We start from the raw sequence: 26,502 nt of genomic DNA on the forward strand, positions 1-26,502 counted from the left end.
GACATCTCTATCAAGGAAGGACATCATGAGCAGATACTCCCAAACGGTGGCGCAGCTTCTCGCCGCTGCAGCGCTTTCACTGTCTTTGCCCGCCATGGCACAGATGACCATGGATCACAGCAAGATGGGCATGGCTCAAGCCACGACAGGCGCGGCGGCCGCACCGGGGCTGACCGACGGCGAAGTTCGCAAGATTGACAAGGAAAACGGCAAGATCACGATCAAGCATGGCGAAATCAAGCACATGGACATGCCCCCGATGACCATGGTCTTCAACGCAAAGGACAAAGCCATGCTGGACAAGGTTCAGGTGGGCGAGAAGATCCAGTTCATCGTCATCCAGGACGCCGGAAAGATGGTCGTGACCGACATCCAGCCAGGCAAGTGAGCTGACACGCACACTCAACGCCATCTCTCGTACAGGGCTCGGTTTTGCAACCTAGCCCTGTACTATTTTTGGTTCTAGGGACGCCCTCGCATGTGGTGTGGCTTGAGATGCCATGTGATGCGACATCGTGAGAGAAGTTTTCTGCGACCATGAGCGAGGCTTCGTCCAACAATGAGCCTGTCCGTAGGCCCTATCACCTGGAGACGCAAATGACACCTGCAACTCAGCCGCAAAGAGCAACGCTCTACCGCATGGTCATGGACAAGCACGTGTGCCCCTATGGCCTGAAGGCGAAGGATCTTCTGCACCGCAAAGGGTTCGAGGTGGAAGACAAGTGGCTGACCACTGAGCAGGCGACAGAAACCTTCAAAGCCAAGCATGGCGTGAAAACCACGCCGCAGGCTTTCATTGAAGGGAAACGGGTCGGCGGATACGACGACCTTCGCCGCCACTTTGGGATGACTGTCGCAGACCCGAAGGCCACGACCTACCGCCCAGTCCTCACGCTCTTCTGTATGACGGCGTTGATGGCCCTCGCGGTGAGCTACGCGGTTTTCGATAGCCCCTTCACGATCCGAGCAGCGGAGTGGTTTGTTGCCTTCAGCATGGCTGCGTTGGCACTGCTCAAGCTTCAGAACGTCGAGAGCTTCGCGACGATGTTCCTGAACTACGACTTGTTGGCTCGGCGATGGGTGCCGTATTCCTATATCTATCCGTTCGCGGAGGGCCTGGCCGGGGTCTTGATGATCGCGGGTGCGTTGAACTGGTTGTCGATCCCAGTGGCCCTCTTTATTGGAACAGTTGGCGCCGTCTCCGTTATCAAGGCCGTCTACATTGACCGACGCGAGTTGAAGTGCGCCTGCGTCGGCGGTGCCAGCAATGTTCCGCTGGGCTTCGTGTCACTCACCGAAAACCTTTTGATGATCGGTATGGGCCTGTGGATGGCCTTCTATTATCAAGCGCCGCTATGACCGTGTAGGCTCCAGCAGGCTGTATCTCGGGGCAATGCCGAGATCAGAGGCTGAGAGTGACCTGCTGATGACACGGTACGGTGTGGGCGAAACTCAGTGCCAGATTGTGTGCGGCTGAATCTCTTCGTCGCCTCCTGACTTTGCGCTGGCCAAGATGTAATGCACTCGCAAGCTGTGGGTCAGGGGCATATCACTACATTGAGTCCGTACGCTGTACCACATCGATTCAGTTGAACTGATGTGATTTTTGTTCTCAAAGGAGACCTCCATGATTCGCAAGCTCAGCATCCTCGTCCTTTCACTGGCCGCACTGGCCCCTGCATTCGCCATGGACGCAGCCCAGTCCGAGGCCAAGCAAGTCATTGCATTGCAAAACGGCGAAAAGCTTTATGTCTTCAAGGACGGCTTGATGGCCAAGGAAAGCAAGTTTGGACGTGTGCTTCACCTCAGCAAGGGTGAAGTCGTCCAGACGGCCGACGGCAAAAGCATCACAACGACGGGCAACGAAGTCGCGCGTCTGCACGTCCTGCTGAACAAAGGCCACCAGAATTAAAGCTGGGCCACTTGCACTCTTGCGGTCAAGTTTTCTCTGATTTCGAGACCGTCGTCCAAGAGCTTCTTGCCAGCAATGGCGAGAAGCTCTTTTCAGTTGGATGCCTGAGCCTTCGTCAACCGTTCTTGAAGACCGATGCTGACCTCATACTCATCGTCAACACGGCGAACATGGGTGATAGCAGGTAGCCGGTGAAGGGGGTGGAACAAGGCTGCGGCCTACGAAATTCCCACACCTATCCTTCACTTTCAAAGAGGCAACAGCTTGAAGCCAGCGTCTCACAAGCAGTCTGAGTTTCCTAGTTTCCCTTTGCTGGATGCGTGCGCCCGTCGCTAGGTCATCCTCCTGAGGTGACTGCCCGGTTGTTGGTTGTACGAACCCCGGATGGTCGCCTCATCAATGAAGGTGGCGAGCCAGCTGAAGCCTTGCGAGCATGTGCACGTTCCACTCCGCGGGGCCTCCACTCTCCAATGCGAACTGGCGCGTGCGATCGACGACAACATTGGGTCCTTGGGCGAACCCTGTCGGCGTGGCAAACAACGTCGACACCCGGCCACCGTCTTCTACGGCCTGCAGGACGTTGCCTACGTCGGCGACCTCCGGACCTGCGAGCCAATCGCAGAGCCACTTGTCGATGATGCCCCACTCAACGTATGTCACAACACCTTCGGCGTCTTGGGCGACACGAGAGACGACACACAAGCAGCCGCTGTGCTTTCTCTCCTCCATCACACGTCGGAACCCCTCCGGCAATGCAACTCCGCCCTTACCTGCGACTGCATCGCGCGAAGGCACCTCGTTCCACTTAGGCTTCTTCATTTGATTCTTCTCCTCAATCGCGGGCATCGTCGTGAGGTCCTCTCACCAGGGGGCCATGGCATCGGCGGATATTCGTCCGTTCACTACTACAACTGCATGCAGCGTGTCAGTATGTCCGATTCAGCGTGCGCAATGGCTGGCACCTATCCCCGAGGGCATGGTATCGCCCGGCGGGGATGACGTCCACCTTCGTGAGTCCTTCAGGCGGCCCGAGTGGTTTGTCAATGAATTCCGGCCGCTGCTCCTGTCAGTCCGCGAATTTGGAGTGACTGCGCATCGTTGGTTTTGAGCCAACCTCAACTTTAGGCCTTGCAGCATGGGGGTAGCTTTCTTTAGCGACATCAAGTGCTAGGAGCTTCCGAGGTATGCCGAAGACATCGGCGGTGTGTTGACCTTGCGGACCAACGTCATTCTTCCCGGATCGCTGCACCGCGTAGGCGCAAGGCGTTGCCGATCACCGACGCAGAGCTCAGGCTCATGGCCAGCGCGGCGATCATGGGCGACAGCAACCAGCCCGTGAACGGGTACAGCAGGCCTGCGGCCAGCGGAATGCCCAGGGCGTTGTAGAGGAAGGCGAACGCCAGGTTCTGCTTCATGTTGGCCACGGTCGCGACCGAGAGCGCGCGGGCCGTGGCGATGCCGCGCAGGTCGCCTTTGACCAGGGTGAGCTGGGCGCTGTTCATCGCCACGTCGGTGCCCGTGCCCATGGCGATGCCCACATCGGCGCGGGCCAGGGCCGGCGCGTCGTTGATGCCGTCGCCAGCCATGGCCACCACGCGGCCTTGCGCCTGGAGTTGCTCCACCAGCTGGAGCTTGTCGGCGGGTTTCACTTCGCCGTGGATCTCATCGATGCCCAAGCGCTGGCCGACCGCGCGCGCGGTGGTCAGGCCATCGCCTGTGGCCATGATCACGCGAATGTTCGCGCGGCTCAGTGACTTCAGCGCATCCGCAGTGGTGGCTTTGACTGGGTCCGACACGGCCAACAGACCGGCCAATGCCTGGTCCACCGCCAGGTGCATGACGCTGGCACCCTGGGCTCGCAGCGCTTCGGCCTCGGCGGCCAGGGGCGAGACGTCCACCCCCACCTGTTGCATCAGCGCGGTGTTGCCCAGGGCCAGGCCCTTGCCATTCACCACGCCCCGCACGCCGATGCCGGACTCGGAGTCGAACTGCTCGGGCTTGTCCAGTGCCAGGCCCTCTTCCTTCGCGGCGGCCACGATGGCGTGGGCCAGCGGGTGTTCGCTGCCCTGGTCCAGGCTGGCGGCGAGGCGCAGCACCTCATCCTCGGAGAAGCCGCCATGGCCCACGGCGCGTTCGAAGCTCGGGCGGCCTTCCGTGAGGGTGCCTGTCTTGTCGACGATCAGCGTGTCCACCTTGCGCAGGTTCTCGATGGCCGCGGCGTCGCGGAACAGCACCCCGTGGGTGGCGCCGCGCCCGGTCGCCACCATGATGGACATGGGCGTGGCCAGGCCCAGCGCACAGGGGCAGGCAATGATGAGCACGGCCACCGCATTGATGAGGGCATAGACCCAGCTCGGCTCCGGCCCGAACAGGCCCCAGCCGAAGAAGGTGAGCAGCGCCGCCGCCACGACGCCCATCACGAAGTAGCCCGCCACCTGGTCCGCCATGCGCTGCATGGGCGCGCGCGAGCGCTGAGCCAGGGCGACCATCTGCACGATCTGCGAGAGCACGGTGTCCGAGCCCACGTGCTCGGAGCGCATCACCAGGGCACCGCTGGTGTTGAGCGTGGCGCCGATCAGTTTGTCGCCGGCCTGCTTGCTCACCGGCAAGGGCTCGCCGGTGAGCATGGATTCATCGACCGAGCTGCGGCCCTCGACCACTATGCCGTCGGTGGGCACCTTCTCGCCGGGGCGCACGCGCAGCAGGTCGCCCACGTGCACGTGGGCCAGCGGCACGTCTTCCTCCTGCCCTTGGGCCGTGATGCGCCGCGCGGTCTTGGGCGCCAGGCCCAGCAGCGCGCGGATGGCGGCCGAGGTCTGTGACCGCGCCTTGAGTTCCAGCAGCTGGCCCAGCAGGGTCAGCGAGATGATCACCGCCGCCGCCTCGAAGTAGACCGCGACGCGTCCCATCGACACAAAGGAGTCGGGGAACACCTGCGGCGCCACCGTGGCCACCACGCTGTAGACGAACGCCGCGCCGGTGCCCAGCGCGATCAGCGTCCACATGTTGGGGCTGCGGTTCATCACCGACTGCGCGCCGCGCACGAAGAACGGCCAGCCGGCCCACAGCACGATCGGCACGGTCAACACCAGTTCGATCCAGCTCTGTGTGGCCATGTCGAACCAGCCGAGGTTGTGGCCGAACATCGCCAGCACGGTGACCACCACCGTGAGGGGCAAAGTCCACCAAAAGCGACGCTGGAAGTCCGCCAGCTCGGGGTTCTCGTCGGCCTCGAGTTCGGGCATGAGCGGCTCCAGCGACATGCCGCATTTGGGGCAGTTGCCGGGGTGGTCCTGCCGGATCTCCGGGTGCATGGGACAGGTGTAGACCGTGCCGGGCTTGCCCTGCGGAGCGGGCGTTGGGGCTGCGTGACGCTCCGCCGCGTTTTTAACAAACCGCTCGGGTTCGGCTGCAAACCGGGTCTGGCACTTCGCACTGCAGAAATAGTACGGTCGCCCCGCGTGCTCGAGGTGGTGTGGCGACTTCTCGGTGACGGCCATCCCGCACACCGGATCTTTCAGTCCGGTTGCCGGGTGAGGCGTTTTGGACGCGCCGTGGTGGTGGTCCGCATGGTTGTGTTGTGCTTGTGTGTCCATGTCTTTCCCTTCTTGGAAGTTACGAAACCCCGTGGCCCTGATCACCATCTTCCGCCAAATTGTCGCGAGAGGCATTGCTGTGAGTTGAGGAAAGGATGAGCCTTGACACCATGGGAAGGTCAAGATGTGTGAACGGGCTTTCTCTCGGTTCGCTAGGCCTAGGGGTCACTCAGGTTCGGTGAGCGTCTAGCCCGTCCTGCGCGATTTTTGGTGATGCGTTGCAGTCGACCTTACGTAGTACTAGATCACGCTCTTCACGACACTGACGCATATCTCTGCGATAATTCCATTATTATTGAATGATTGATTTAATTTCCAACGGAGAACCACATGAAGGTTGGCATCAACGGCATGGGCCGCATCGGGCGACTGGCGCTGCGCGCCGCCATGGGGGCCGCAGAGCGCCAAAACGACGATCCACGGGCAGGCAACCGGCTGGAGGTGGTGCACCTCAACGAGCTCAAGGGCGGGGCCGCAGCCACCGCGCACCTGCTGGCGTTCGACAGCGTGCAGGGCAAATGGCGGGCCGACATCGCCGCCGAGAGCGAACACGCCATCCGCGTCGATGGGCAGCAAATGTCGTTCAGCGCCCACGGCACGGCGGCAGAAATTCCCTGGGGCGATCTGGGCGTGGACCTGGTGCTGGAGTGCACCGGAAAATTCCTCACGCCCGAAACGATCCAGGGCCATCTGGACCGCGGCGCAAAACGCGTGATCGTGGCCGCGCCCGTGAAGGTGGGCGGCGTGCTCAACATCGTCGTGGGCGTGAACCACACGCAGTACGAACCCGCGCGCGACCGCATCGTGACCGCCGCGTCGTGCACCACCAACTGCCTCGCACCCGTGGTGCAGGTGGTGCACGAGTCGATCGGCATCCGCCACGGCCAGATCACCACGCTGCACAACCCGACCAACACCAACCTGGTGGTGGACGCGCCGCACAAGGACCTGCGCCGCGCCCGCAGCGCGCTGATGAGCCTGGCGCCCACGACCACCGGCAGCGCCACCGCGATCGCGTTGATCTACCCCGAACTCAAGGGCAAGCTCAACGGCCACGCGGTGCGCGTGCCTGCGCTCAACGCGTCGCTCACGGACTGCGTGTTCGAACTCAAGCGCGAGACCACGGCCGAGGAGGTGAACGCGCTGTTCGCCAACGCGGCAAAAGGCTCGCTGGCGGGCATCCTGGGTTATGAGACGCGGCCTTTGGTCAGTGCCGACTACGCGCGCGACACGCGCAGCTCCATCGTGGATGCCCTCTCCACGATGGTGACCGACGGCACGCTGCTCAAGGTCTACGCCTGGTACGACAACGAGATGGGCTACGCCTGTCGCATGGTCGACCTAGCCTGCCACATGCGCGACGTGGGTATCTGACATGCAGCAACACGCCGCCCGCAACTACGCCATCGTCACCGCCGCTTACTGGGGTTTCACGCTCACCGACGGCGCGTTGCGCATGCTGGTGCTGCTGCACTTCTACAAGCTCGGCTATTCGCCGTTCGCGCTCGCGTTCCTCTTCCTGCTGTATGAAGCGGCGGGCGTGCTGGCCAATCTGATCGGCGGCTGGCTTGCCACGCGCTACGGGATCACGCGCATGCTCACCGTGGGCCTGGTCACGCAGATTATCGGATTCACGCTGCTCTCGATGCTCGATCCGGCGTGGACCGCCGCCATGTCGGTGGCCTGGGTGGTTCTGGCCCAAGGCATTTGCGGTGTGGCGAAGGATTTGACCAAGACCGCGAGCAAGTCGGCGATCAAGGTCACGGCCTCGCAAGCCAAAGAGCAGGGTTCGAGCCAGCTGTTCAAGTGGGTGGCGTGGTTCACGGGCAGCAAGAACGCAATGAAGGGCGTGGGCTTCTTCTTGGGTGGCCTGCTGCTGGAGGCCCTCGGATTTCAGGCGTCACTGTGGTGCATGGCGGGCCTGCTTGCGCTCGTGCTGATCGGTGTGATCAGTTCGTTGCCTGCCATGATGGGCAAGAGCAAGGCGTCCAAGTCAGCAAAAGAGTTGTTCGCGAAGAACGCGGGCATCAACGCCCTGGCTGCGGCGCGCGTCGTGCTGTTCGGTGCACGCGACGTGTGGTTCGTGGTGGGCGTGCCGGTGTTCCTGTATTCACAGGGTTGGACCTTCACCATGGTGGGCGGCTTTCTCGCCGCCTGGACGATCGGCTACGGCATGGTGCAGGCGCTCGCGCCGCAACTGGTGCGCCGCAGCGCCGATGGCCTGAGTGCCGAAGTGCCTGCCGCGCGCCTGTGGTCGGCCTTGCTGGCGCTGGTGCCCATCGGCATCGCCGTGGCGGTCTACCTGCAGGTGCCGAACCTGGAGTGGGTGGTGGTCGGTGGCCTGGGCCTGTTCGGCTTCGCCTTCGCCGTCAACTCGTCGGTGCACTCCTACCTGATCCTGGCGTACGCCGGTTCGGAAAAGGCCGCCGAGGACGTGGGCTTCTACTACGCCGCCAACGCGCTGGGGCGTTTCATGGGCACGCTCATGTCCGGATTGCTGTACCAGTGGGGGGGCCTGCTGTACGCGTTGACGGGCTCTGCCGTGATGCTGGTGATCTGCTGGCTGCTCACCCTGTTACTCCCCGTAAGGAAGCAGGTTGATGTCCTTGCAAAGAACGAAAGACTGAATCATGGATGAAGCCGACGTCGTGCGCGCCCTCGGAGCGCTCGCGCAGGAAACGCGCCTGCGCATCTTCCGCCTGCTGGTGGTGGCCGGACCTCAAGGGGTCTCGCCCGGCCAGATGGCCGAGGCGCTGGGATGCTCTCCCACCACGCTCTCGTTCCACCTCAAGGAGCTGGTGCATGCCGGCTTGGCCGGCAGCGAGCGAGATGGCCGTCACCTGATCTACCGCGCCAGCATTCCGCAGATGAACGGATTGCTGGGTTTTCTCACCGCGCATTGCTGCGAAGGGCAGCCCTGCGAAGTCAATCAGGTCGTTTGTACCGACTGCCCCTGAACATCCACGCGGAAAGACTCCCATGCTGAAACCCATCTACAACGTCTTGTTCATCTGCACCGGCAACTCGGCGCGCAGCATCATGGCCGAAGCCATCCTGAACCAGCTCGGTGCAGGCCGCTTCCGTGCGTACAGCGCGGGGAGTCATGCGGCCGGTGCTGTCAATCCGAACGCGATCGAACTCCTGGAGCGCAGCCATCTGCGAGGTTCAATACATCCCCTACCTATTTGGCCAAAGCAGTGCGTAGCGTTTTTTTGACGCTGTGCGCCCAACTCGCACCCTGCCGAAGTGTTGCGATCGTGGCGGTAGGCACCTGCGCGAAGAAAAGTGACTCGTCTAAGTCGCAGAGTTCAAGGACGTACTTGAGCCGGTGCTCTCTCAGTCGACGTTCTCCCCGCGTGACCGAGCCGCTTTCACCCGTGTGTCCAAAAAACTCAGCAGCCTCGCGCAGATGGTCTAAAAACCTAGATTCAAGAGCCGGAATCGCGCGGCTGAAGCGAGAGCGTAGTCTCTCATCAGCAGCATCCTTAGAGACGACGAATCCCCATGGCCTCGAGCCTGAGGCAATGTCAACGCATATGGCCTCCGTTCGAGTCAGTCCAAAGTCTCTTGCAATGCGGAGACGATGAGCTACGCCAGGATCCAGACGAGCGATTATGTCTATCGCCTCGAAGGCTCTTTTCCTTTCTCCGCGAATTGGAAGCACGAACGTGCCCAAGAGATTCCGTGCAATCGCGTCACCTTGGCTCGCTGCCAGCGTCATCCAATGCATGCCAGCCTCAAACGCCTCGATGTCCAGCGCCGATTTCAATATTGATGCTCCCAGTTGACGTTGCGCGCAGGGGTCCCCACTTGAAGCAGCCTTCTCCAGGAAGAATCTGGCAGCTTGTGGGTTGGCAACAGACCCCTGGCCATACGCGTGTACGCGATAGAGGAGCAACCATGCCTCCTTTATCCCCGCATCTGCAGCGCGAAAGAGAAGGGCTGTTCCGCCCCGGACGTTTCGCTTTGGAGTCAAACTTGCAGACCACGCAAACACCGAATCAATGCCGCAAAGGGCGCGACCCAAGACCAAGGCGGCAGATGAGTTTCCCCGCTTCACGCAGTCTTCCAGCATCGACTGCAGTCGACCACTATCCATCTGCGGCAACGTCATGCGCTGGTTTTGGGTTGCGACCAGCGCAATGCACACAGCATCACAGAGTTCCGGGGTTTGTTCCACTTCCATTGAAACCGCGTATTCCATGACACGAGCAGCAACATCCAGGTCGCCATTCCTTACAGCCGACGACAGTGCTTGAGCCATCGTTCCACTAGCGTCTATCTCAGGGAGAGAGGCAAGTGTGGACATGGCGACCTTCATTGAGTCTTCTTTGCCGCCCGATAGCGCGTTCATTGCTGCTGCTGCATGTTGGCATCCGTCTGCGCTCGCTTGGGCCCAAAGACGGTAAAAGGAATCCACCTCTCTATGTGTCAACGCGCGCCAAAAGCCTAGTTTGAGACGCGCGGAAGTTGCACCACCGTTTGCTGCTGATGTAAGCACAACGACAAGACCCCGTCGGACCAGTTCGCTCAGCGGCAGCGCGTCAGCGATGATTCTTGCCGACAGCCCAGAGTCCGCTAAAGAGGGATGTGAAAGGTACTTGAGTCCGAGGTCAATGTACTTCGAGAACCCATCAGTGCCCAGCAAGTAGCGTTGCCCTAGTTCGCAAAGAGCATTGCGATCGCCTTGTTTCGCAAGTGCCAGAAGCTGTACGTCTTGTCGTCGCATTCTTTCCCGTGGAGTTAGATGGTCTCCCTTTCTCATGTCGCACCATTGCGGACACCTGTGACCATGCACGAGAAAATTTATCTGTGAGGTGGTTTCCAAACCGTGGCTTGCTCATTACGGATGAGTCAGGAGGCTGTTACGTGACCCGCGTCATGTTGGTCTGAGCATCGCTATTCCGTTGGAGCTCATACCTTTACGTCATAAAGAGCTCTGTTGAGACGCACGTGGCGCTGACTACTGCGCGATTCAAGTGCAGATTTCTAACGATAAGGTGACTTCATTTTAACCAAGACGCAAGCATCTAGAAACTAGGCTCTCAATAGATTCCTCTTGCGACGTTGCGCACCTTCGAGCGGTGACGCCAGGAGGTACCACGTCCGTTGAAGAACGGGATTGGCTTGCGCGAGATGACTCGCCTGAGTGCTCGTTTGCTCTACGTCGCCTCCCCCCTGCGAACACGACATTGTTCTTAACCACCTCATTTGTACTTCCGTGGCTACGGTGGAAGGTGTTGAGCTTGAAGGCGTCGCAGAGTCCGACTATGCGATGAGACCAGCATGCCGCTTTGGAATTCGAAGAAATTTCAATCAAAATTGAAGACAAGTGCCGCTTCTAGCCGCCGGCTTGGGAGTGCTCTGACGAGCCATCGCGAGTTGGAAGCACATTCAACTTTGCAACGCCTCATGGTCGTGTTACGACCATTACTCATTCCCATGGCATGCATGCTGGCCTTGCTGTGGGTATCCCGTTTCGCCATGTCTTTCTGGCAGGCGAGTCGGATTTCGGAGGCTGACGCGTGGAGGCACCTCCTGCTTGAGGGACTTAGATTCGACCTAGTTCTTGTTGGCATGGTTTGGGTTTTTCCCGCAACTGCAACACCTTGGATGGCGCTGTATCGCGGCAGCCGTGTTTGGTGGTCGGCCTTCCTGCGCTACTACGGCGGAGTGGCGGTGCTGCTGGTGGCTTTCATGGAACTGGCCACACCAGCCTTCATTGGTCAGTACGACAGCCGCCCCAACTACCTCTTTGTCGAGTACCTCGCCTATGGAAAGGAAGTGGGTGGCACGCTGTTAAAGGACTATTGGCCACATCTGCTTTTCACCGCAGTCCTTCTCCCCCTTCTGGCATTGGTTTACTGGCGGATGAGCAAACCCATACGTGCCTCCGCTCAGCTGCGCCTATGGCAAGCGCCGTTGCTCTCGGTCCTGCTCTTTGCAGTGTTGGCGGTAAGCGCTCGGGGAGCCCTTGGCCACCGAGCGGCCAACCCGGCGAGTGCTGCAGTGACGACCGACCACCTGGTCAACGAGCTTCCACTGAGCTCCCTCTACACAGTCAGCTATGCGATTTATCAGTCAAGAAAGGCTGAAGAAGGTGGCATCACGTACGCGGAGATTCCCGAGTCAAAGGTCATAGAAATCGTTCGCCGTGAAACAGGCCTTCCCTCGACTGCATTTCGAGACCCTTCGGTGCCGTTGCGCCATCAGATAGCGAGCTTGCAGCCGCGAGAGCGGCCGCTAAACCTTGTGCTTATCCTGGAGGAGAGCCTCGGTGGCGAGTTCGTGGGGAGGCTTGGAGGTCTTCCCCTCACTCCCAACCTTGACCGCCTAGCGGATGAGGGCATTTGGTTTGAAAACCTTTACGCAACAGGAACTCGCTCAGTGCGGGGGATTGAAGCAGTGGTGGCTGGCTTCCCACCGACGGCTGCGGTAAGCACCGTGAAGTTGGCAAAGTCCCAACGTGACTTCTTTACCCTCGCCGGATTCTTGAAGCCGCATGGCTACACGTCGACGTTCTTCTACGGTGGCGAGTCGCATTTTGACAATATGCGAAGCTACTTCATGGGCAACGGCTTTGACCGTGTAGTAGAGCAAAAGGACATGCCGAAGAGCGCGTTCATAGGTACTTGGGGCGCATCCGATGGTGACCTTTTCGAACTCGCTCACCGGCAATTTACTCAGCAGCCTAAGGACAAGCCATTCTTCGGTCTGGTGCTCAGCTCCTCAAATCACTCGCCATTCGAGTTTCCGGACGGCAACTTCGACTTGTATGAGGAACCAAGAAGCACGGTCAACAACGCTGTGAAGTATGCGGACCATGCACTTGGACGCTTCTTCGAGAAGGCCAAGTCTTCTGAGTACTGGCAAAACACACTTTTCCTCGTGGTGGCTGACCACAACTCTAGAGTGTATGGACCATCCGTGATACCAGTCGAACGCTTTCACATCCCAGGTCTCATTCTTGGAGGCGCGATTCGCTCGCCGGAACGCATCGCGTCCATCGCAAGTCAGATAGACCTTGCACCTACCCTGGTATCGTTGATGGGTCTGAGCGGGGAGAGTCCCTGGATGGGCCGGGATATGAGTGACCCAGCTCAACGCGCGCGAGTGGGTCGAGCCATTCTGCAGTTCGACAAGATTCAGGCATACATGGAGGGCGACCGCCTGGCAGTTTTGCAGCCAGACCGTCCGGCCAGGGTCATGCGCTACGCCAAAGGGGTGTTGAGTGATTTGCCAGAAGGCGACCCAGGACTGGTGGAGACCGCACAAGCGCATGCTCGATACGCCCAATGGGCATATCAACGTCAATGGCATCGCTGAGCCGAGATGGAGATGTCTCGCGGGTACGCTGACTCTGCGGGGAGCTTCAGGCGTTGTTCGCAAAGCACGATATGGCGCACTGGGCGTCACTCATGGACCGCATTGACTATAAGTAGTACAACCTGAAGCGCCTCGGGCGTACCGGCCATTGTTCTCCTCAGGGGTTCGCGCCCGTTCTCCGACGCGATGCCTAAGGCGCTTCTCTTTCATGCGCGAGCCTTTAGCGTGAGCTGCACACAGCTAATTGCTCCGGTCCGCCACAGAACTCTCTGCCTCTAGAACGTGTGCCGCCTTGACTTTTGTTAGGGCTAGAGCACTGCAATCTCGTGCATAGATTTCTTGGCTGTGATGAGCGCGAGTGCGGCGAGCCCGTGGACGCCAGCATACAGATGGCGCCTCCTGTAGGAGAAATCACTTGCGATTTTTTCTGCAACTCGGGGCCGACATGCTTCATTCCTTTTGTGCCCATAGCCTACGTATCGCACCAAGTTTTCTTGCAGCCAGTGGCTGCGACGAGAGCAGTTGGAGGTGCGTACCAAACCTAAACTAGGAGCAATCAATATGAACAGGAAAATGCTGACGCTCGCTGCGCTGGCAGCCATGTCTACTGTCGCAAGCGCCCAATCTTCTGTGACGCTGTTTGGCGTTGTCGACGCTGCGGTGCGTTCGGTGAAGAACGGATCTGCCGGATCGCAAACTCAACTTGCTTCTGGCGACAACATGACCAGTCGCTGGGGTCTGCGCGGCGTGGAGGACCTCGGTGGCGGTCTGAGAGCCAGCTTCCACCTCGAATCACAGTTCGCCGTGGACACGGGTACAGCGGACCCCGCAAAGTTCTTTGGCCGCCGTTCGACGGTGAGTCTGAGCGGTGGATTCGGTGAAGTCCGACTGGGTCGCGACTACACCCCCACTTTCATGAACGGCCTGGGCGACGAATTTGGAATCGTGGGTATTGGCTCACGCGGCATCTTCCTCTATGGAGCTGGCTCGAACCTGGGCAGCGTGGCCAGCACGGTTCTCCGTGCGGACAATGCAATTAGCTACCTGCTGCCCGCTATGGGTGGCGTGTATGGCCAGATTCAAGTCGCACCAAGCGAAGGAATTGCGGGCAACCGCTATACGGGCGGTGGGCTCGGATACAAGAACTCGGCGATGGACGTTGGTGTGGCATACGGTGTCACCGATGTCGGAACGCCTTCTGACTTCAAACACTACAACGTCAAGTTCAACTACATGTTTGGTTTTGCAACGTTGCACACGCTGTATGACGTGAAGACCTGGGGTGGCCGCAAGACGCAGGACATCTCCATCGGCGCCAGCGTTCCTGTTGCCACCGGCACCATCCGCGTTGGCTACACACGCGCCAATCGCTCGGGTGGTCCAGTGGGCTCTGGCTATGCAGACGGCGACGACAGCAGTCGTCTGGCAATCGGCTATGTGCACGACCTGTCGAAGCGTACGGCACTCTACACCACATATAGCCGAATCAGCAACGACGGCGCCGCTCGCAGTTCTGTCCTCGGAACGCCTCCCGCCGGCATGCTGGGGGGTGAAAACTCCTCCGGCTTCGAGGTGGGCCTGCGCCACACCTTCTAAGCTGGTACCCCGGTTCTCCGGGTGACCTCGGGTTCTTCTCGCACGCGGATTGGCCGGTATGACACGTCCGTGTGCTTTTTTTCGTGCGTGTAGTGATGAACTCGCCTTTCCCCTGAGCAACATGACGGATTTGTCATTCTTCAATCTCAATGTTGTAGGCGCCTGATTTCTAAAGTTGGTGTCGGTTCTTGAGGGCAACCCTGCCTCGCTCAAGGGCCCGTTCCATTCAACAATGAGGTTCCAAATGAAAGCACTTTCAACACTCCGTATCGCAGCAATTGCAGTCGCATTCACCAGCACCTTGGGGGCAGTGTCTGCGGCTGAAACGTTCCGTAATGGTCAGTCGGTCCAAGGCCAGTCGGCCGGCGCGGATGCCGGCTCAAGAATCGTGGACGTTGAGTCAACTAAGTTTGCCAACGTCAAGTACGGGGAAACTGTCTCTTTTGTAGGGGCGGGCGGTAAGAAGTTTTCGTGGACCTTCAATGGTTTGGATGGTCGCTCCTGGGATCTCGCCCAGTTCGCGCCTGCCGGGTTTACGAGCAAAGACTATCGTGTCTACGTGACCAAGAATCCGTTGTATCGCCGTTGATTCGTGACTACCAGTACCTGGCTTGTGGGCCAGTAGCTCAGGTTCATGTCCGCACCACAGAGACATGGGAGGCGGTGAAGGTTGCTTGAGCGCGACCAATCACCGCCTTTCACAGGCTCCGTTCTGGACGTGGGCCCTACAGGGGCTTTATCGTCTAAAGCGCAACACCCTACGGGTCCGGGCTGGACTCCTTGTCGAAAGGATGCCATTTAGCCCCGGAGTGCAACAGTCCTCTGTCAGCCGAATTACATGTTCGTCACATTCCAGATCGAAGAACTTCACGTGCCAAACTGCTGACCCTTAGAGACGGTCGCCGTATGAAAATTCTTATCGTGGAAGACGAAGCCCAAACGGGCGAGTACCTCAAGCAAGGTCTGAGAGAAGCGGGGTACTACACCGAGTTGATGCGGGATGGTGTTGACGGTTTGCACGAAGCTACGGAGGGTGACTACGATCTGGTGCTGCTGGATGTGAATTTGCCTGGAATTGACGGATGGTCGGTGCTTCGCTCATTGAGGAGAAAGAAGCCTCATCTGCCGGTTCTGTACCTCACGGCTAGAGACAGTATTGAAGACCGCGTCAAAGGCCTTGAATTGGGAGCAGATGACTACCTTATCAAGCCTTTTTCGTTCTCCGAGCTTCTCGCGCGCATAAAGACGGTGCTGCGCAGAGGTACCCAGTCGCAGGAGCCCACAACGCTCCAGGTGGCCGATTTACAGCTAGACCTCGTGCGACGAAGGGCTAGCAGGGCGGGTCGCCGCCTTGACCTGACCGCGAAGGAATTCGGACTACTCGAGCTCTTCATGCGGCGCCGAGGGGAGGTTCTCCCACGCACCTTGATAGCTTCGCTGATGTGGGACATCAACTTCGACAGTGAGAGCAATGTCATTGTCGTCGCGGTCGGGCGACTGCGGTCAAAGATCGATGACGCGTTCGATGCCAAGCTGCTTAGAACAGTGCGTGGCATGGGCTACGTGCTCGACGAACCAGAGCCCTGAGGGTGTTTGAGAGCTATGTCGTTAACTGCCCGATTGACGATTCTCTTCGCCTGCGTGCTGACGGTAGTCCTGGCAGGATTCTCGTGGCTGGTCTTTCGAGAAACAAGCAGCCGGTTCCATGAGCTGGACGAGCTGCTGTTGCAGGGCAAAGTTCAGCTCGTCGCAGAAGCGGCGCGAAACAGCCGGTCGGAGGATGAGCTGAGGGGGTGGCTTGCGACAAGCATGCCCGGGCATGCTGGGCTCTACGTCAAGGTTCTCAGCGACACTGGCGACCTATTTGAACATCGAGATTTGCAATTGCCAGCAGGCCTTGCAGAAGAGTTCTCCGGTGCCGGGGAGGCCAAAGACTGGCGAAGAACAGCTCACAGCTTTCATGCCAAGCGCTTTGAGGTCAGTCTGGGCGGGGACGTATCAAAGAAGCTCACTGTGATTGCCGCAGTGGACACGCGCCAGCACACAGACTTTCTTGACGTGTTGTCCATGAAGACTTTGGGGTATGTGTGCTTCGCGGTAATAGTAGGCGCGATGCTAGGCTGGCTAGCGAGCCGAGGCGGCCTACAGCCGCTTACCACGATGAGAGCAAGAGCCGAGCAAATAAACGCCAATAGGCTATCGGAGCGCATCTCGGCACAGAGCTGGCCAAAGGAGATGCGCGAACTTGCTAACTCACTGAATGGCTTGTTGGATCGCCTCCAAAGCGACTTTGACCGCTTGAGCGCGTTCTCGGCAAATCTGGCGCATGAGATGCGAACGCCAGTCAGCAACCTTCTGACCGTCGCCCAAGTCACATTGGCTCAATCACGAACCAGTGACGAGTATCGGAGCACGATTGAGACGATATCGGAAGAACTGCAAGACCAAGCGCGAACCATCTCTGACATGCTCTTCCTGGCGCGAACGGAGAACATGCACGCTCTGCCATCGGTTCAACTCGTCAAGCTCGATGTAGAGTCTCAATCGTTGGTTGATTTCTATGACGTTACGGCAAGCGAAAAGGCGCTGAACTTTGCAGTCAGGGGCTCCGCTCGGGTCCATGGTGACCGTCTGATGATTCGTCGAGCAATCAGCAATCTTCTGTCAAATGCTGTGAAGTATGCGCAACCCGCATCCACCATCGAAATCAGCATCAACACAGCTGAAGGCAAAGTCAGTCTGGCGATTACCAACAGAGGAGAGGAGATTCCCGTTGCCTCTCAAGCATCGCTGTTTGACCGCTTTGTACGACTCTCTTCGCCGAGCGTAAAAGATGCGGGAGGTCTTGGCCTAGGCCTTGCCATCACCAAAGCCATCATGAGAGCCCACCACGGTCAAGTCAAGCTGAGCTCCCTAGCAGGGGCCAACACCTTTGTCCTCGAGTTTGAGAAGGTGGTGTCCCCGTCGCACTAGGTGAACTCGATTCAGTTGTTGCTGTGGTCTTTGCTCAGAAGATAGTCCATGCGGGCCACTTCGTTGCTCGTGACAGGGATTGAGCGACCATTTGCGGCCTCCAGAACTTCGCCCTTCTTCAAATACACGGAGGTACCTACCCGGCTCTCCTTGCCCATCTTTCCGTCAGGAAAGATATAGAGATTGCCTCCGTCCTTGAGTGGGATGATTTCCTTGGCAGCTTCGACGGCGGCGTGTCCGGCGAAGACGGAGGTAGAGGCAAGAGCAAGAGCCGCGAGGGCAAGTTTCGTTTTCATACGTGTTCCTTCTTTGATTGTCCGAACAGCACGATTGCTTCGGAGTACCTGCGTACCCGTCTAAGCTAACTAGATGGCCGTGACGAAAGCGCTGCCTGAGCATTACTTTTTTGTCAGGACAGCGCGTTCAGTCGGCAACAGCGGTTCGCAAGGTGTGTCGTACCCCTTGCGCCCAGCTTGATCCCTGTCGCAGTGAAGTGAGAGTCGATGTAGGGACTTGTGCGAAAAACATGGATTCATCCACCCCGCTGCGGTCAAGTCGGTATCGAAGCTTCTGCGACCGCTGTCGCTGCTCGGCGTTGGACAGCATGGGGCCCTCACCTGCGAGTCGGAAGAACTCGGCAGACTCTCGTAAGCAGTCGACAAATTGACCCTTTAGCGCCGGTATGGCCCGGCCAAACCTGTTTCTCTGGTTGCGGTCTGCAGCTCCGCTTGATACAACCAGTCCCCAAGACCTTACGCCGGACACAACGTCTACGCACGTCGCTTCTGCTTTGGTCAATCCAAAATGCCTCGAGACGCGCAAACGATGTGCGACCCAAGGGTCGATTTTTTCCAGTTCCTCAATGACATGTAGAGCGTCGTCGTCGGTTCCTTGCACGGGAAGAACGAACGACTGCAGCAGGCTTTTCGCAATGGCGTCATCTTGGGCTGCAGCTTGAGACATCCAGTGAAGCCCAAGTTCCTGCTCTGCGATTCCTGCAGCTGATTTGAGAATCATGGCGCCGAGCTGCCGTTGCGCATTGGCGTTGCCACTGGCTGCAGCTTTCTCGAGAAAGAAGAGCGCTGCCTGAGGATTTGCCACGGAGCCGTGGCCGTCGGAGTGAACTCGGTAAAGGAGCAGCCAGGCCTCACTCAGACCTGCGTCCGCCGCACGAAGTAGTAGCGCGGTACCCCCTCGAAGATTTCGCCTTGGCACAAGACTCTCGGAGCGCGCAAATGCGGTGTCTATGCCGCAAAATGCGCGACCCAAAAGCAACGCTGCCTCGGCGTTCCTTCGGGCGACACAGTCCTCCAGAATGGCATGTAGCGTCGTACTGTCAAGTTCGGGAAGAGACACCTGAACGCTTTGCAGGAAGACAAGGGCGCCGCAAACGGCATCGCACAGCTCTGAGCCTCGCTCCAAAGGCAGCGCAATTGCGAACTTGAGCAGTCGAATGACGAGTGCAGAGTTTGCAGATTGTGTGGCCTCGGAGAGCGCGTGTTCAACAGTGCCTTCGGCCGCGACGTCGGGCTCCTCGACAAGAGTTTTCAAGGCCGACAAGAGACGGCTTTCCTCGGAGCTCTTGTAAGCACTTAGAGCGTCTGAGGCTGTCGCACTCCCCAAGGCTTCAGCTCGCTCCCACAGCTCAAGAGCAAGCTCTTCGTTCAGTTGCATCAAACCACGCCATACCCCGAGCTTGAGGCAAGCAGCTGACGAACCTGCACTTGCTGCGGCAACCAGCATTGGGACGAGGTCGCGTCGGACGAGGTCGCTCAACGAAAGGCTTTCCGCAATGATTCTGGCGGAGCGCTCTGAAGCGGAAAGCGCTGGGTGGGATAGGTATTTGAGGCCTAGGTCGGTGTACTGTGGAAAGCCCTGCACACCCTGCAAGTAGCGTTGCCCAACCTCGCATAACGCATCCAAGTCGCCTTGTCTCGCAAGGGCCAGCAGTTGAACGTCTTGACGCCGCATGTTTTCCAGAACTTCGATTGAAACCTGTCGAGGAATCTATCGAGATGCTGGTTTCCACGAGCTTTCGCTCTGATGACGATGTCGTCACCAAATTGTTATTTTCACGAATTTGACTTCCCGTACGTAGTGACGGAAAAACACAACGCCCGAAGGATGGGCTGGGTTGGTGCGTGCGACGAGAGCAACGGATTTTGCATGTTTTCAGGCAAATCACTAGCGAAATTTCCGAAACCAGCCGCAGGGGGAGCGTTCATGCGTAGACGTGAGCATAGTCACGGGTACGCACCGTCGTCATGTGCTTGGTCAGACAGCCATCATTTCTGGTTGTTTGTCTTCAAAGACATTTTGGCCAACATGCGAGGTGCGATTCGTCCCCTCAAACTAGTCTCTGAACAGAGCTATCAGCGTAAAGGAAATCTCATGAACAAGACGAATCGTTTGGCACTGGCCGTGCTCGCCCTCCTCGGGTCCACTGCCGCCTTTGCCCAAAGCAGCGTGACGCTGTACGGCCGTGTGAATACCACGGTGGAACGCCAAGATATGGGTGGCGTGAAGACCACGGTTATGGCCAACAACAACTCCCGCTTTGGCTTCAAGGGTGTTGAGGATCTCGGCGGTGGTCTGACCGCTGGCTTCCAGCTGGAAAGCGGTTTCCAGTCGGACACCGGCGTCGGCAGTGGTGCGCTTTTCGGTCGCCACAGCGAAGTAAACCTTTCGGGCGGATTCGGTACCGTTCGCCTGGGCAACTTCTTCCCGGCCTCGTACTACGCGTCTGCCGACTATGTCAGCATGCACAACCACGACACGGGGTCCTCGTCTGACGCCCTGTACTACGACCCGGTGTGGTTCGGCGGTCCTGGCACTGGCAACAAGATTGCCTACCGCACCCCCAACATCGGTGGCTTCACTGCGGAAGGTTCTGTTGTGCTGCATGAGCAAGCACCCGGTACCGGCGGCAAGAACGGCTATGACTTTGCTGCCAACTACGCCATGGGCGCACTGGACCTTGGCGCAGGCTACAGCGCCATTGACAGCAACAAGCAGTTCTCCTTGCGTGCTTTGTACTCCTTCGGTCAATTTACCGTTGGTGGCTACTATCAGCGCAACAAGGACGCAAACCAGCTGCTGGCTACCGGAGCTGGAACGCGCAACAATCTGCGCTTGGCCGCGGCCTACAGCGTCGGCGCATCGGAGTTTCACGTGAACGTGGGCCGTGCGGGCGAATACGAAAACATCGCCGACAGCGACGCCACGCAATACACACTTGGCTACAACTACAACCTGAGCAAGCGCACGAAGGTCTATGGTTACTACACCCGCGTGAACAACAGCACCAACGCGACCTATATGACCGGCACTGCTGGTGTCGATTTCAGCTCCGTTGCCGTGGGTATTCGCCACAACTTCTAAGCTACTCTTGCTCTCGGCAGCCTCGCTGCCCGAGAGTTAGCTTACGCAGAAAGAGGCCTCGGGTTCCGTCAAGGGATGCGAGGCCCTTTGTCTTTTGGCCCACAGCCAAAAGCCGCGTGTGGGATTCCACAAAAGAATAGCATCGCCATGTTGAACAGTGACGTGAAGTCCATTGGGCGTTTGCCAGCACAGGTGTCACGTGACGCCCGCTTCGGTACACTTCCTCATGTCTCATCTGAAGGCGTCGGCCCGCAAGAGCCAGGTGGTTTTGCCTCTCGCGTCTGGCGCGAAGACATGACATCGATGCGCGAATCGACCTTCTCTCCAACAGCGCTCGCTCTTGGCCACTTCAGGTGGAGGTGCCTCTTGAAGAGCGGTGTTAAGGAGCCGCACCAGCAGGCCTCTACCAAGCAATCGCGGAGCACGCTACCCACGACCACCGTTTTTTGGACTCGAGGCACATGAAGTTGTTGGTGATTGAGGATGAAGTGAAACTAGCGGAGTACCTTCGGAAAGGCCTCCAGGAAGCTGGTTTCGTGGTGGACCTTGCTCACAATGGCATCGATGGCTTGCATCTCGCAATGGAGTCCGACTACGACCTTATCGTGCTAGACGGCATGCTTCCCGGCATCGACGGGCTTGGCTTGTTGGCCGCGTTGCGTCAGACCAAGCGCACGAGGGTCTTGATGCTGACTGCGAGAATAAAGGTAGAAGACCGAGTGCGCGGCCTGAACACAGGTGCAGATGACTACATGGTCAAGCCGTTTGCGTTTTCTGAACTCGTTGCCCGGGTTCAGGCATTGCTGAGACGAGAACAGACTGGAGCGGGAGCTGAGCAGCCCACGGTGCTTAGTGTGGCTGACCTAGAGGTTGACCTGGTCGGTCGCAAGGTGTCTCGCCGAGGGCAAAGGATTCTCCTGACATCTCAAGAGTTCAGCCTTCTTTCCTTGCTCCTGCGACGACAGGGCCAAGTACTTTCGAGAACCGAAATTGCCTCGCAAGTGTGGGACATGAACTTCGACAGCAACACAAATGTGGTGGACGCTGCAGTCCGACGCTTGCGCACCAAAGTGGATGTGCCGTTTGACAGCCCGTTGATTCACACGGTTCGCGGCGTTGGCTACATCCTGGAACCCCGACAAGAATGAATCGGAATAGCGCAAATTCGCTAGGACGACGGCTGTCGGCCTGGCTTGCGTGGCAAAGCTTGGGTGGGCTGCTAATCGTGTGTGCAACGGTGTACGGAGCCACACACTACGCGTTTAAGGCGCGGCAGCTTGAGGAGTTGGACCAGAAGCGGGCGCTGCTGACATATCTTGCCTCCGAGGCCGCGCGCAACGGCAATGAAGTCAAGCTCAAGCATGAGCTCGACGACTTCATGGTTGGCCATCCCCAACTTGGGCTTTCTGTAGCACAGACAGATGGAGCAATTTTTCACCAGAAACTGCTGCCACCGTCGGGGCATGCCCGACGAACGATTCAGTTCAACCTCGACTCCCCGAGGCCTGGTCAGCAAATGCTTCGCACGGAGTTGTCGCTGGATGTAGGTGGCGATTCGCTGGTGTTGCGACGCATCGCCTGGATTCTCTTTGGGGCGGCAGTGGGAGGAGTACTGTTGATTTCCTCCGGCGGATTTCTCCTGGTGTGGCTTGGATTGCGGCCTTTGCGCGAGCTCTCGGCACAGGTGAAAGTGCTTACAGCAGGGACGCTGCACATCCGACTGGATGGTTCACGACAGCCCGACGAGCTCGCTCCGTTGATTGCGCAATTCAACGATTTGTTGGCCCGTCTCGACCAGTCTTACGAACAAATGGAGGGCTTCAACGCTGACGTCGCCCACGAGTTGTTGACACCGCTGACGACGTTGATGAGCGGTGCTGAACTGGCGATGAACTCATCCAAGAGTCTGGACGAGATGCGTGAGTTGCTCGGTTCGAATCTGGAGGATCTGCAGCGCATCGCTGGAATAGTGCACGACATGCTGTTTCTCTCACAAGCAGACAGGGGGGCGGCTGCGCGTCGCACATCAACTCCAAGCCTCGCGGCAGTCGTACGGCGCGTTGCCGAGTACCACGAAGCTACCCTCGATGATGCTGGACTAACCCTCGAGGTGAAGGGCGACGTTGATGGCGAGTTCGACCTGCAGCTGTTGCAGCGCGCGTTCTCCAACCTGGTTAGCAATGCCACTCGCTACGCCACAAAGGGCACGAGCATAGTGGTGAGCATTGAACCCGATGCTTTCGAGCAGGTGATGGTTCTTGTCGAAAATCGCGGAGCCCCGGTTGACACCCATACCCTCTCTAGGATGTTTGACCGGTTCTTTCGAGCCGACGCATCACGCAGCGGAGCTAGCAAGAATCACGGCCTCGGTCTCTCAATTGTTGCGGCCATTGCGCGTATGCATGGCGGCACGACCATGGCTACATCGAGCAACGGAATGACCAGCGTGGGCATCCGTCTGAAGCGGTTCAATAAGTAGGTCGACAACCCCTCTGCCACATCAGTGCGGGCAATTTAACGAGCGCCTTTGCTGGGCAGGCAGTCGGCCGCGCACTCACGCTTCAGCATAGCTTTCGAATATGACAAATTTGTCATTTTGATGACTTCATGTTGTTGAGGACCAACTCATACAGTGTTTCTCAGTGCCGAAACGGCAGCTGCTGCCTCACACGAGAGGCTTTCTAAATCACTTATGAGGTCCTACATGTCCAAAATCCATACCTTCCGACAAGCTGCCTTCGCGGTCTCCATTGCAGCCACCCTGGCCAGCGCTTCCGCTGCAGACATTTCCAGCAAAGAGCAGGCGCTGATTGGCCAACCCGCTCCTTCCACGGCATCGGCACGTGTCATCGACCTGAGTGCGTCCAGCTACGCGAACGTCTCCTATGGTGAGACAGTCGTCTTTCGCGGCAATGGAGGCAACCAGTTCACCTGGACGTTCAATGGTGTTGGTGGTCGTTCCTGGGACCTTGCCAAGATTGCCCCGGCCGGCTTCTCCGACAAGCAGTTCCGAGTCTTCGTGAGTCGTAATCCGCTGTATCGCAGCTGAGCCTTCATCGCTCGTAGTAGGCGACTCCGCGCTGCCGGGACGGGGATTGCCACGACAGGCGCTTGGAGTACACGGGCTACACCCGTATGGTGTGTGGCCCGTTTTACTTTTTGTCGCCGCCCTTGTATGCCAGAAGGCGCAGTGCGTTGAAGACGACCAAGAGCGTCGAACCCTCATGAACGGCAACGGCTGCTCCAATGCCAAGACCCATGATGGTCGCGGGGACCAAAACCGCCACGATCCCAAGACTCACGAAGACGTTCTGACGAATCACCGAGCGCGTGTGACGGCTTAAGCCTACGGCGAAAGGAAGGTTTCTCAAGTCGTCGGCCATTAGCGCCACGTCAGCTGTCTCCAGCGCCACATCTGAGCCTGCAGCACCCATGGCGATGCCGACCGTCGCGTTGGCCATAGCGGGCGCGTCATTGACGCCATCACCCACCATTGCCACCTTCGTTTCCTCGCGAAGCTTGCGAATCGCTTCGACCTTGTCCTCGGGCATTAAGTCACCCCAGGCCTCATCGAGACCTACCTCACTGGCAACTGCTTCTGCCACCTTCTTGTGGTCCCCGGAAATCATAATCATGCGGGTGATGCCGAGCTCTCGAAGCTGCTTCAGTGCATCACGTGCGCCTTCGCGTGGGGTATCAAGAAGTCCGATGGCGCCGAGATCTCGCTCACCCTTGCGCACAACCATAGATGTGCGGCCTGCTTCACGCAGACTTTCAATTGCTGACGCGGCCGAAGCACCCAGGGGGGCAATGCCATCGCTTCCAAAGAGTTCTGCCTTGCCAATCCAGACTGTCTCCCCGCCCACAGTGGCAGTCACCCCGCGTCCAATCAAGTTCTCGAGATTGCTTGCGTTTGGGATGGGTTGCTGCCCCAAGCGTTCACGACCATCCTTCGCTATCGCAGCAGCAAGCGGGTGGTCGCTCAAGGACTCGACTGCAACCGCTACAGCGAGCAGTTCCGTATCGGTGACACCTTCCGCTGTCACCACATCGGTGATTCGCGGTCGGCCTTCTGTCAGTGTGCCGGTCTTGTCAAATGCCATTGCGTTGAGGGAGCCGAGCTCTTCAAGAGGAGCGCCACCCTTTATCAGAACGCCGCCTCGTGCTGCGCGAGCAATACCTGAAAGAACCGCGCTGGGCGTCGCAATGGCCAAGGCACACGGGCTGGCAGCCACAAGAACCGCCATGGCGCGATAAAAGCTATCGCGGAACGGCTCGTCCACGACTACCCAAGCAAACAAGAGTAGGAACGCCAGCAACAGAACAGCGGGCACAAAAATGCGTTCGAACTGGTCCGTGAATCGCTGCGTTGGAGACTTGCGCGTCTCTGCTTCGCTGACCATCTTGACCACTCGGGCCAGGGTCGAATCGGTGGAGCGTCGCGTCACCTCAATTTCGATGGCATGTGCCCCGTTGATGGTGCCCGAGAAAACGCGAGAGGCTGCTTCGATGGCATCGGGTCTCGAGCGAGCGAGGGCCGCATCATCGACCGGCCGCTTGTCGACAGGCATGCTCTCGCCAGTGACAGGCGCCTGGTTGATGCTTGTTGTGCCAACCAGAATAAATCCATCGGCGGGAAGGCGCTCATTTGGCCTCACCAAAACGACGTCACCGACCACGAGTTCTTCCACCGCAATCTCAGATGTCTGCCCATCGCGGCGAACGGTGGCCGTGTCTGGCGCTAGTTCTGCCAGTGCCTCAATGGCGCGCTTTGCCCGACCCATGGCATAGCTTTCAAGTGCGTGGCCCAGGCTGAACAGAAACAGAAGAAGCGCGCCCTCTGCCCATGACCCGAGAGCAGCTGCGCCGGCAGCTGCGACCAACATCAGGGTGTCAATCTCGAATCGCTTACGTCGAAGGTTATCGATGGCTTCTCGCAACGTATAGAAGCCGCCAAAGAAGTACGCAGCGACGTAACAAGCAAGTGGAAGCCAGGATGGCACGCCCGTGATTAGCTTCTCCGTGGCGGCTCCCGCACCGAGCAGCGCTCCGCAGATCAGCGCGAAGATCATTTCGCTGTTCGCGCCGAACACGCCACCATGCTGGTGCCCTTCGTGGCCGCCGGAAGCATGTTTGTGGTCACCGTGGTCGTGGCTATGCGCGCTATGGTCTTCCTCCGCCTCGCGCGGATTCGTTCCAAGGCTTGAGAGTTCGGCACGTATTGCTTCTTCCGAAGTCTTCTCGCGGTCGAACTCGATGTGCAGGAGCCCTGAAGCATTGGTGTTAGCTTCAAGAACCCCCTCAATCTTCTGCAGACGGTCGGCCACGGACCCGGCCTTCCTTTGATGGTTAACCCCGTCAAGTTGCCACTGCAGGTGGCCGAAGCGGCTAGAGATTTCTGCGCCTGCTGCTTTCGCAACTTCACGAATACGCGTTAACGACAGCTGGTCGGGGTCATAGTGAATGCATAGCTGCGGTGGCTTTTCTGCTGCGCCAGGCCGCACATGCACTTCGTCAACGCCTGGCCGATTGCGAAGCAACTGTTGCAGCCGCTCAACGCAGGCATCTGCTTCGCCAGGAATGCTCGGCAGAAGAACAGGGAGGTCGAGGCGAAGCTTTTCAGACATGACGTGATGGTCGCTCTATACGACTGAGTTGAAGAGAAAAGAGCTGAACTTTGCTCGCAGAAGGTGTGCGAAGAAGCTCGTGAACGCTTGA

The 26,502-nt window shown here is 58.6% G+C and carries 21 protein-coding genes and 1 pseudogene; 16 read left to right on the forward strand and 6 right to left on the reverse strand.

Translation table 11 applies throughout. The features are described 5' to 3' along the window. Window positions 1-25: 25 nt before the first annotated feature. From AC07ZS_RS12865 to AC07ZS_RS12875, 3 genes are all read left to right on the forward strand, one after another. On the forward strand, window positions 26-388 hold the full coding sequence (locus AC07ZS_RS12865; protein ID WP_382160115.1) for a copper-binding protein: 363 nt from the start codon (window positions 26-28) through the stop codon (window positions 386-388). A gap of 209 nt (window positions 389-597) precedes the next feature. After that, a complete protein-coding gene (locus tag AC07ZS_RS12870) occupies window positions 598-1,359 on the forward strand; it encodes a MauE/DoxX family redox-associated membrane protein (RefSeq protein ID WP_382160118.1) in 762 nt (253 codons plus the stop codon). A 268-nt stretch (window positions 1,360-1,627) separates the two neighbouring features. After that, window positions 1,628-1,912 carry a CopK family periplasmic copper-binding protein gene (locus AC07ZS_RS12875; RefSeq protein WP_382160120.1) on the forward strand — a complete coding sequence of 95 codons (285 nt, stop codon included), beginning with the start codon at window positions 1,628-1,630 and terminating at the stop codon, window positions 1,910-1,912. A 396-nt stretch (window positions 1,913-2,308) separates the two neighbouring features. On the opposite strand, the gene AC07ZS_RS12880 is transcribed toward AC07ZS_RS12875, so the two are convergent. Beyond that, window positions 2,309-2,758, reverse strand: a complete 450-nt coding sequence (locus AC07ZS_RS12880) for a hypothetical protein (protein WP_382160123.1) — start codon at window positions 2,756-2,758, stop codon at window positions 2,309-2,311. 380 nt (window positions 2,759-3,138) lie between these two features. Continuing rightward, window positions 3,139-5,508 carry a heavy metal translocating P-type ATPase gene (locus tag AC07ZS_RS12885; RefSeq protein WP_382160126.1) on the reverse strand — a complete coding sequence of 790 codons (2,370 nt, stop codon included), beginning with the start codon at window positions 5,506-5,508 and terminating at the stop codon, window positions 3,139-3,141. A 330-nt stretch (window positions 5,509-5,838) separates the two neighbouring features. Between AC07ZS_RS12885 and AC07ZS_RS12890 the strand changes: the two genes are divergently transcribed. The 4 genes and pseudogenes from AC07ZS_RS12890 to AC07ZS_RS12905 form a co-directional block, all read left to right on the forward strand. Then, window positions 5,839-6,882 carry an ArsJ-associated glyceraldehyde-3-phosphate dehydrogenase gene (locus AC07ZS_RS12890; RefSeq protein WP_382160129.1) on the forward strand — a complete coding sequence of 348 codons (1,044 nt, stop codon included), beginning with the start codon at window positions 5,839-5,841 and terminating at the stop codon, window positions 6,880-6,882. 1 nt (window position 6,883) lies between these two features. Next, window positions 6,884-8,146, forward strand: coding sequence for an organoarsenical effux MFS transporter ArsJ (gene arsJ, locus AC07ZS_RS12895; protein WP_382160132.1), 1,263 nt, complete (start codon window positions 6,884-6,886; stop codon window positions 8,144-8,146). Next, window positions 8,139-8,465, forward strand: a complete 327-nt coding sequence (locus AC07ZS_RS12900; protein ID WP_159597241.1) for an ArsR/SmtB family transcription factor — start codon at window positions 8,139-8,141, stop codon at window positions 8,463-8,465. Before arsJ ends, AC07ZS_RS12900 begins: the two co-directional genes overlap by 8 nt. Before the next feature lie 22 nt (window positions 8,466-8,487). Further along, window positions 8,488-8,667: pseudogene (locus AC07ZS_RS12905) on the forward strand (arsenate reductase/protein-tyrosine-phosphatase family protein); the annotation flags it as partial. Between the two features lie 22 nt (window positions 8,668-8,689). On the opposite strand, the gene AC07ZS_RS12910 reads toward AC07ZS_RS12905, so the two are convergent. After that, complete coding sequence (locus tag AC07ZS_RS12910; protein ID WP_382160135.1) at window positions 8,690-10,237, reverse strand: tetratricopeptide repeat protein; 1,548 nt, start codon at window positions 10,235-10,237, stop codon at window positions 8,690-8,692. A gap of 557 nt (window positions 10,238-10,794) precedes the next feature. Between AC07ZS_RS12910 and AC07ZS_RS12915 the strand changes: the two genes are divergently transcribed. From AC07ZS_RS12915 to AC07ZS_RS12935, 5 genes are all read left to right on the forward strand, one after another. Continuing rightward, window positions 10,795-12,834 carry an LTA synthase family protein gene (locus AC07ZS_RS12915; RefSeq protein WP_382160138.1) on the forward strand — a complete coding sequence of 680 codons (2,040 nt, stop codon included), beginning with the start codon at window positions 10,795-10,797 and terminating at the stop codon, window positions 12,832-12,834. Between the two features lie 561 nt (window positions 12,835-13,395). Continuing rightward, window positions 13,396-14,430, forward strand: coding sequence for a porin (locus AC07ZS_RS12920; protein ID WP_444691221.1), 1,035 nt, complete (start codon window positions 13,396-13,398; stop codon window positions 14,428-14,430). 244 nt (window positions 14,431-14,674) lie between these two features. Next, window positions 14,675-15,019 (forward strand): CzcE family metal-binding protein, encoded by a 345-nt coding sequence (locus AC07ZS_RS12925; RefSeq protein ID WP_204735771.1) that lies wholly within the window; start codon window positions 14,675-14,677, stop codon window positions 15,017-15,019. 317 nt (window positions 15,020-15,336) lie between these two features. Continuing rightward, window positions 15,337-16,017, forward strand: a complete 681-nt coding sequence (locus AC07ZS_RS12930; RefSeq protein ID WP_382160150.1) for a heavy metal response regulator transcription factor — start codon at window positions 15,337-15,339, stop codon at window positions 16,015-16,017. Between the two features lie 15 nt (window positions 16,018-16,032). Beyond that, entirely contained in the window at window positions 16,033-17,403 is a 1,371-nt protein-coding gene (locus AC07ZS_RS12935; RefSeq protein WP_494798971.1) for a heavy metal sensor histidine kinase, read from the forward strand. Window positions 17,404-17,414: 11 nt separating this feature from the next. Here the strand turns inward: AC07ZS_RS12935 and AC07ZS_RS12940 are convergent, their stop codons facing one another. Both AC07ZS_RS12940 and AC07ZS_RS12945 read right to left on the reverse strand, forming a co-directional pair. Further along, window positions 17,415-17,699, reverse strand: a complete 285-nt coding sequence (locus AC07ZS_RS12940; RefSeq protein WP_204735774.1) for a CopK family periplasmic copper-binding protein — start codon at window positions 17,697-17,699, stop codon at window positions 17,415-17,417. A 127-nt stretch (window positions 17,700-17,826) separates the two neighbouring features. Then, the gene (locus tag AC07ZS_RS12945; RefSeq protein WP_444562652.1) at window positions 17,827-19,179 is read right to left on the reverse strand and encodes an SEL1-like repeat protein; all 1,353 of its coding nucleotides are present in this window, start codon (window positions 19,177-19,179) and stop codon (window positions 17,827-17,829) included. A 615-nt stretch (window positions 19,180-19,794) separates the two neighbouring features. Here AC07ZS_RS12945 and AC07ZS_RS12950 point away from each other — a divergent pair. The 4 genes from AC07ZS_RS12950 (at window position 19,795) to AC07ZS_RS12965 (ending at window position 23,833) form a co-directional block, all read left to right on the forward strand. Further along, window positions 19,795-20,784 (forward strand): porin, encoded by a 990-nt coding sequence (locus tag AC07ZS_RS12950; protein WP_382160162.1) that lies wholly within the window; start codon window positions 19,795-19,797, stop codon window positions 20,782-20,784. Window positions 20,785-21,245: 461 nt separating this feature from the next. Then, window positions 21,246-21,932, forward strand: coding sequence for a heavy metal response regulator transcription factor (locus AC07ZS_RS12955; protein WP_204735777.1), 687 nt, complete (start codon window positions 21,246-21,248; stop codon window positions 21,930-21,932). Then, a complete protein-coding gene (locus tag AC07ZS_RS12960) occupies window positions 21,929-23,263 on the forward strand; it encodes a heavy metal sensor histidine kinase (protein ID WP_382160168.1) in 1,335 nt (444 codons plus the stop codon). The genes AC07ZS_RS12955 and AC07ZS_RS12960 overlap by 4 nt, the downstream gene beginning before the upstream one ends. A 225-nt stretch (window positions 23,264-23,488) precedes the next feature. Then, a complete protein-coding gene (locus tag AC07ZS_RS12965; RefSeq protein ID WP_382160171.1) occupies window positions 23,489-23,833 on the forward strand; it encodes a CzcE family metal-binding protein in 345 nt (114 codons plus the stop codon). Window positions 23,834-23,936: 103 nt separating this feature from the next. On the opposite strand, the gene AC07ZS_RS12970 is transcribed toward AC07ZS_RS12965, so the two are convergent. After that, window positions 23,937-26,411 carry a heavy metal translocating P-type ATPase gene (locus AC07ZS_RS12970; RefSeq protein ID WP_382160173.1) on the reverse strand — a complete coding sequence of 825 codons (2,475 nt, stop codon included), beginning with the start codon at window positions 26,409-26,411 and terminating at the stop codon, window positions 23,937-23,939. Window positions 26,412-26,502: the final 91 nt, after the last annotated feature.

The sequence above is a fragment of the Hydrogenophaga sp. GW456-12-10-14-TSB4 genome (assembly GCF_059424305.1).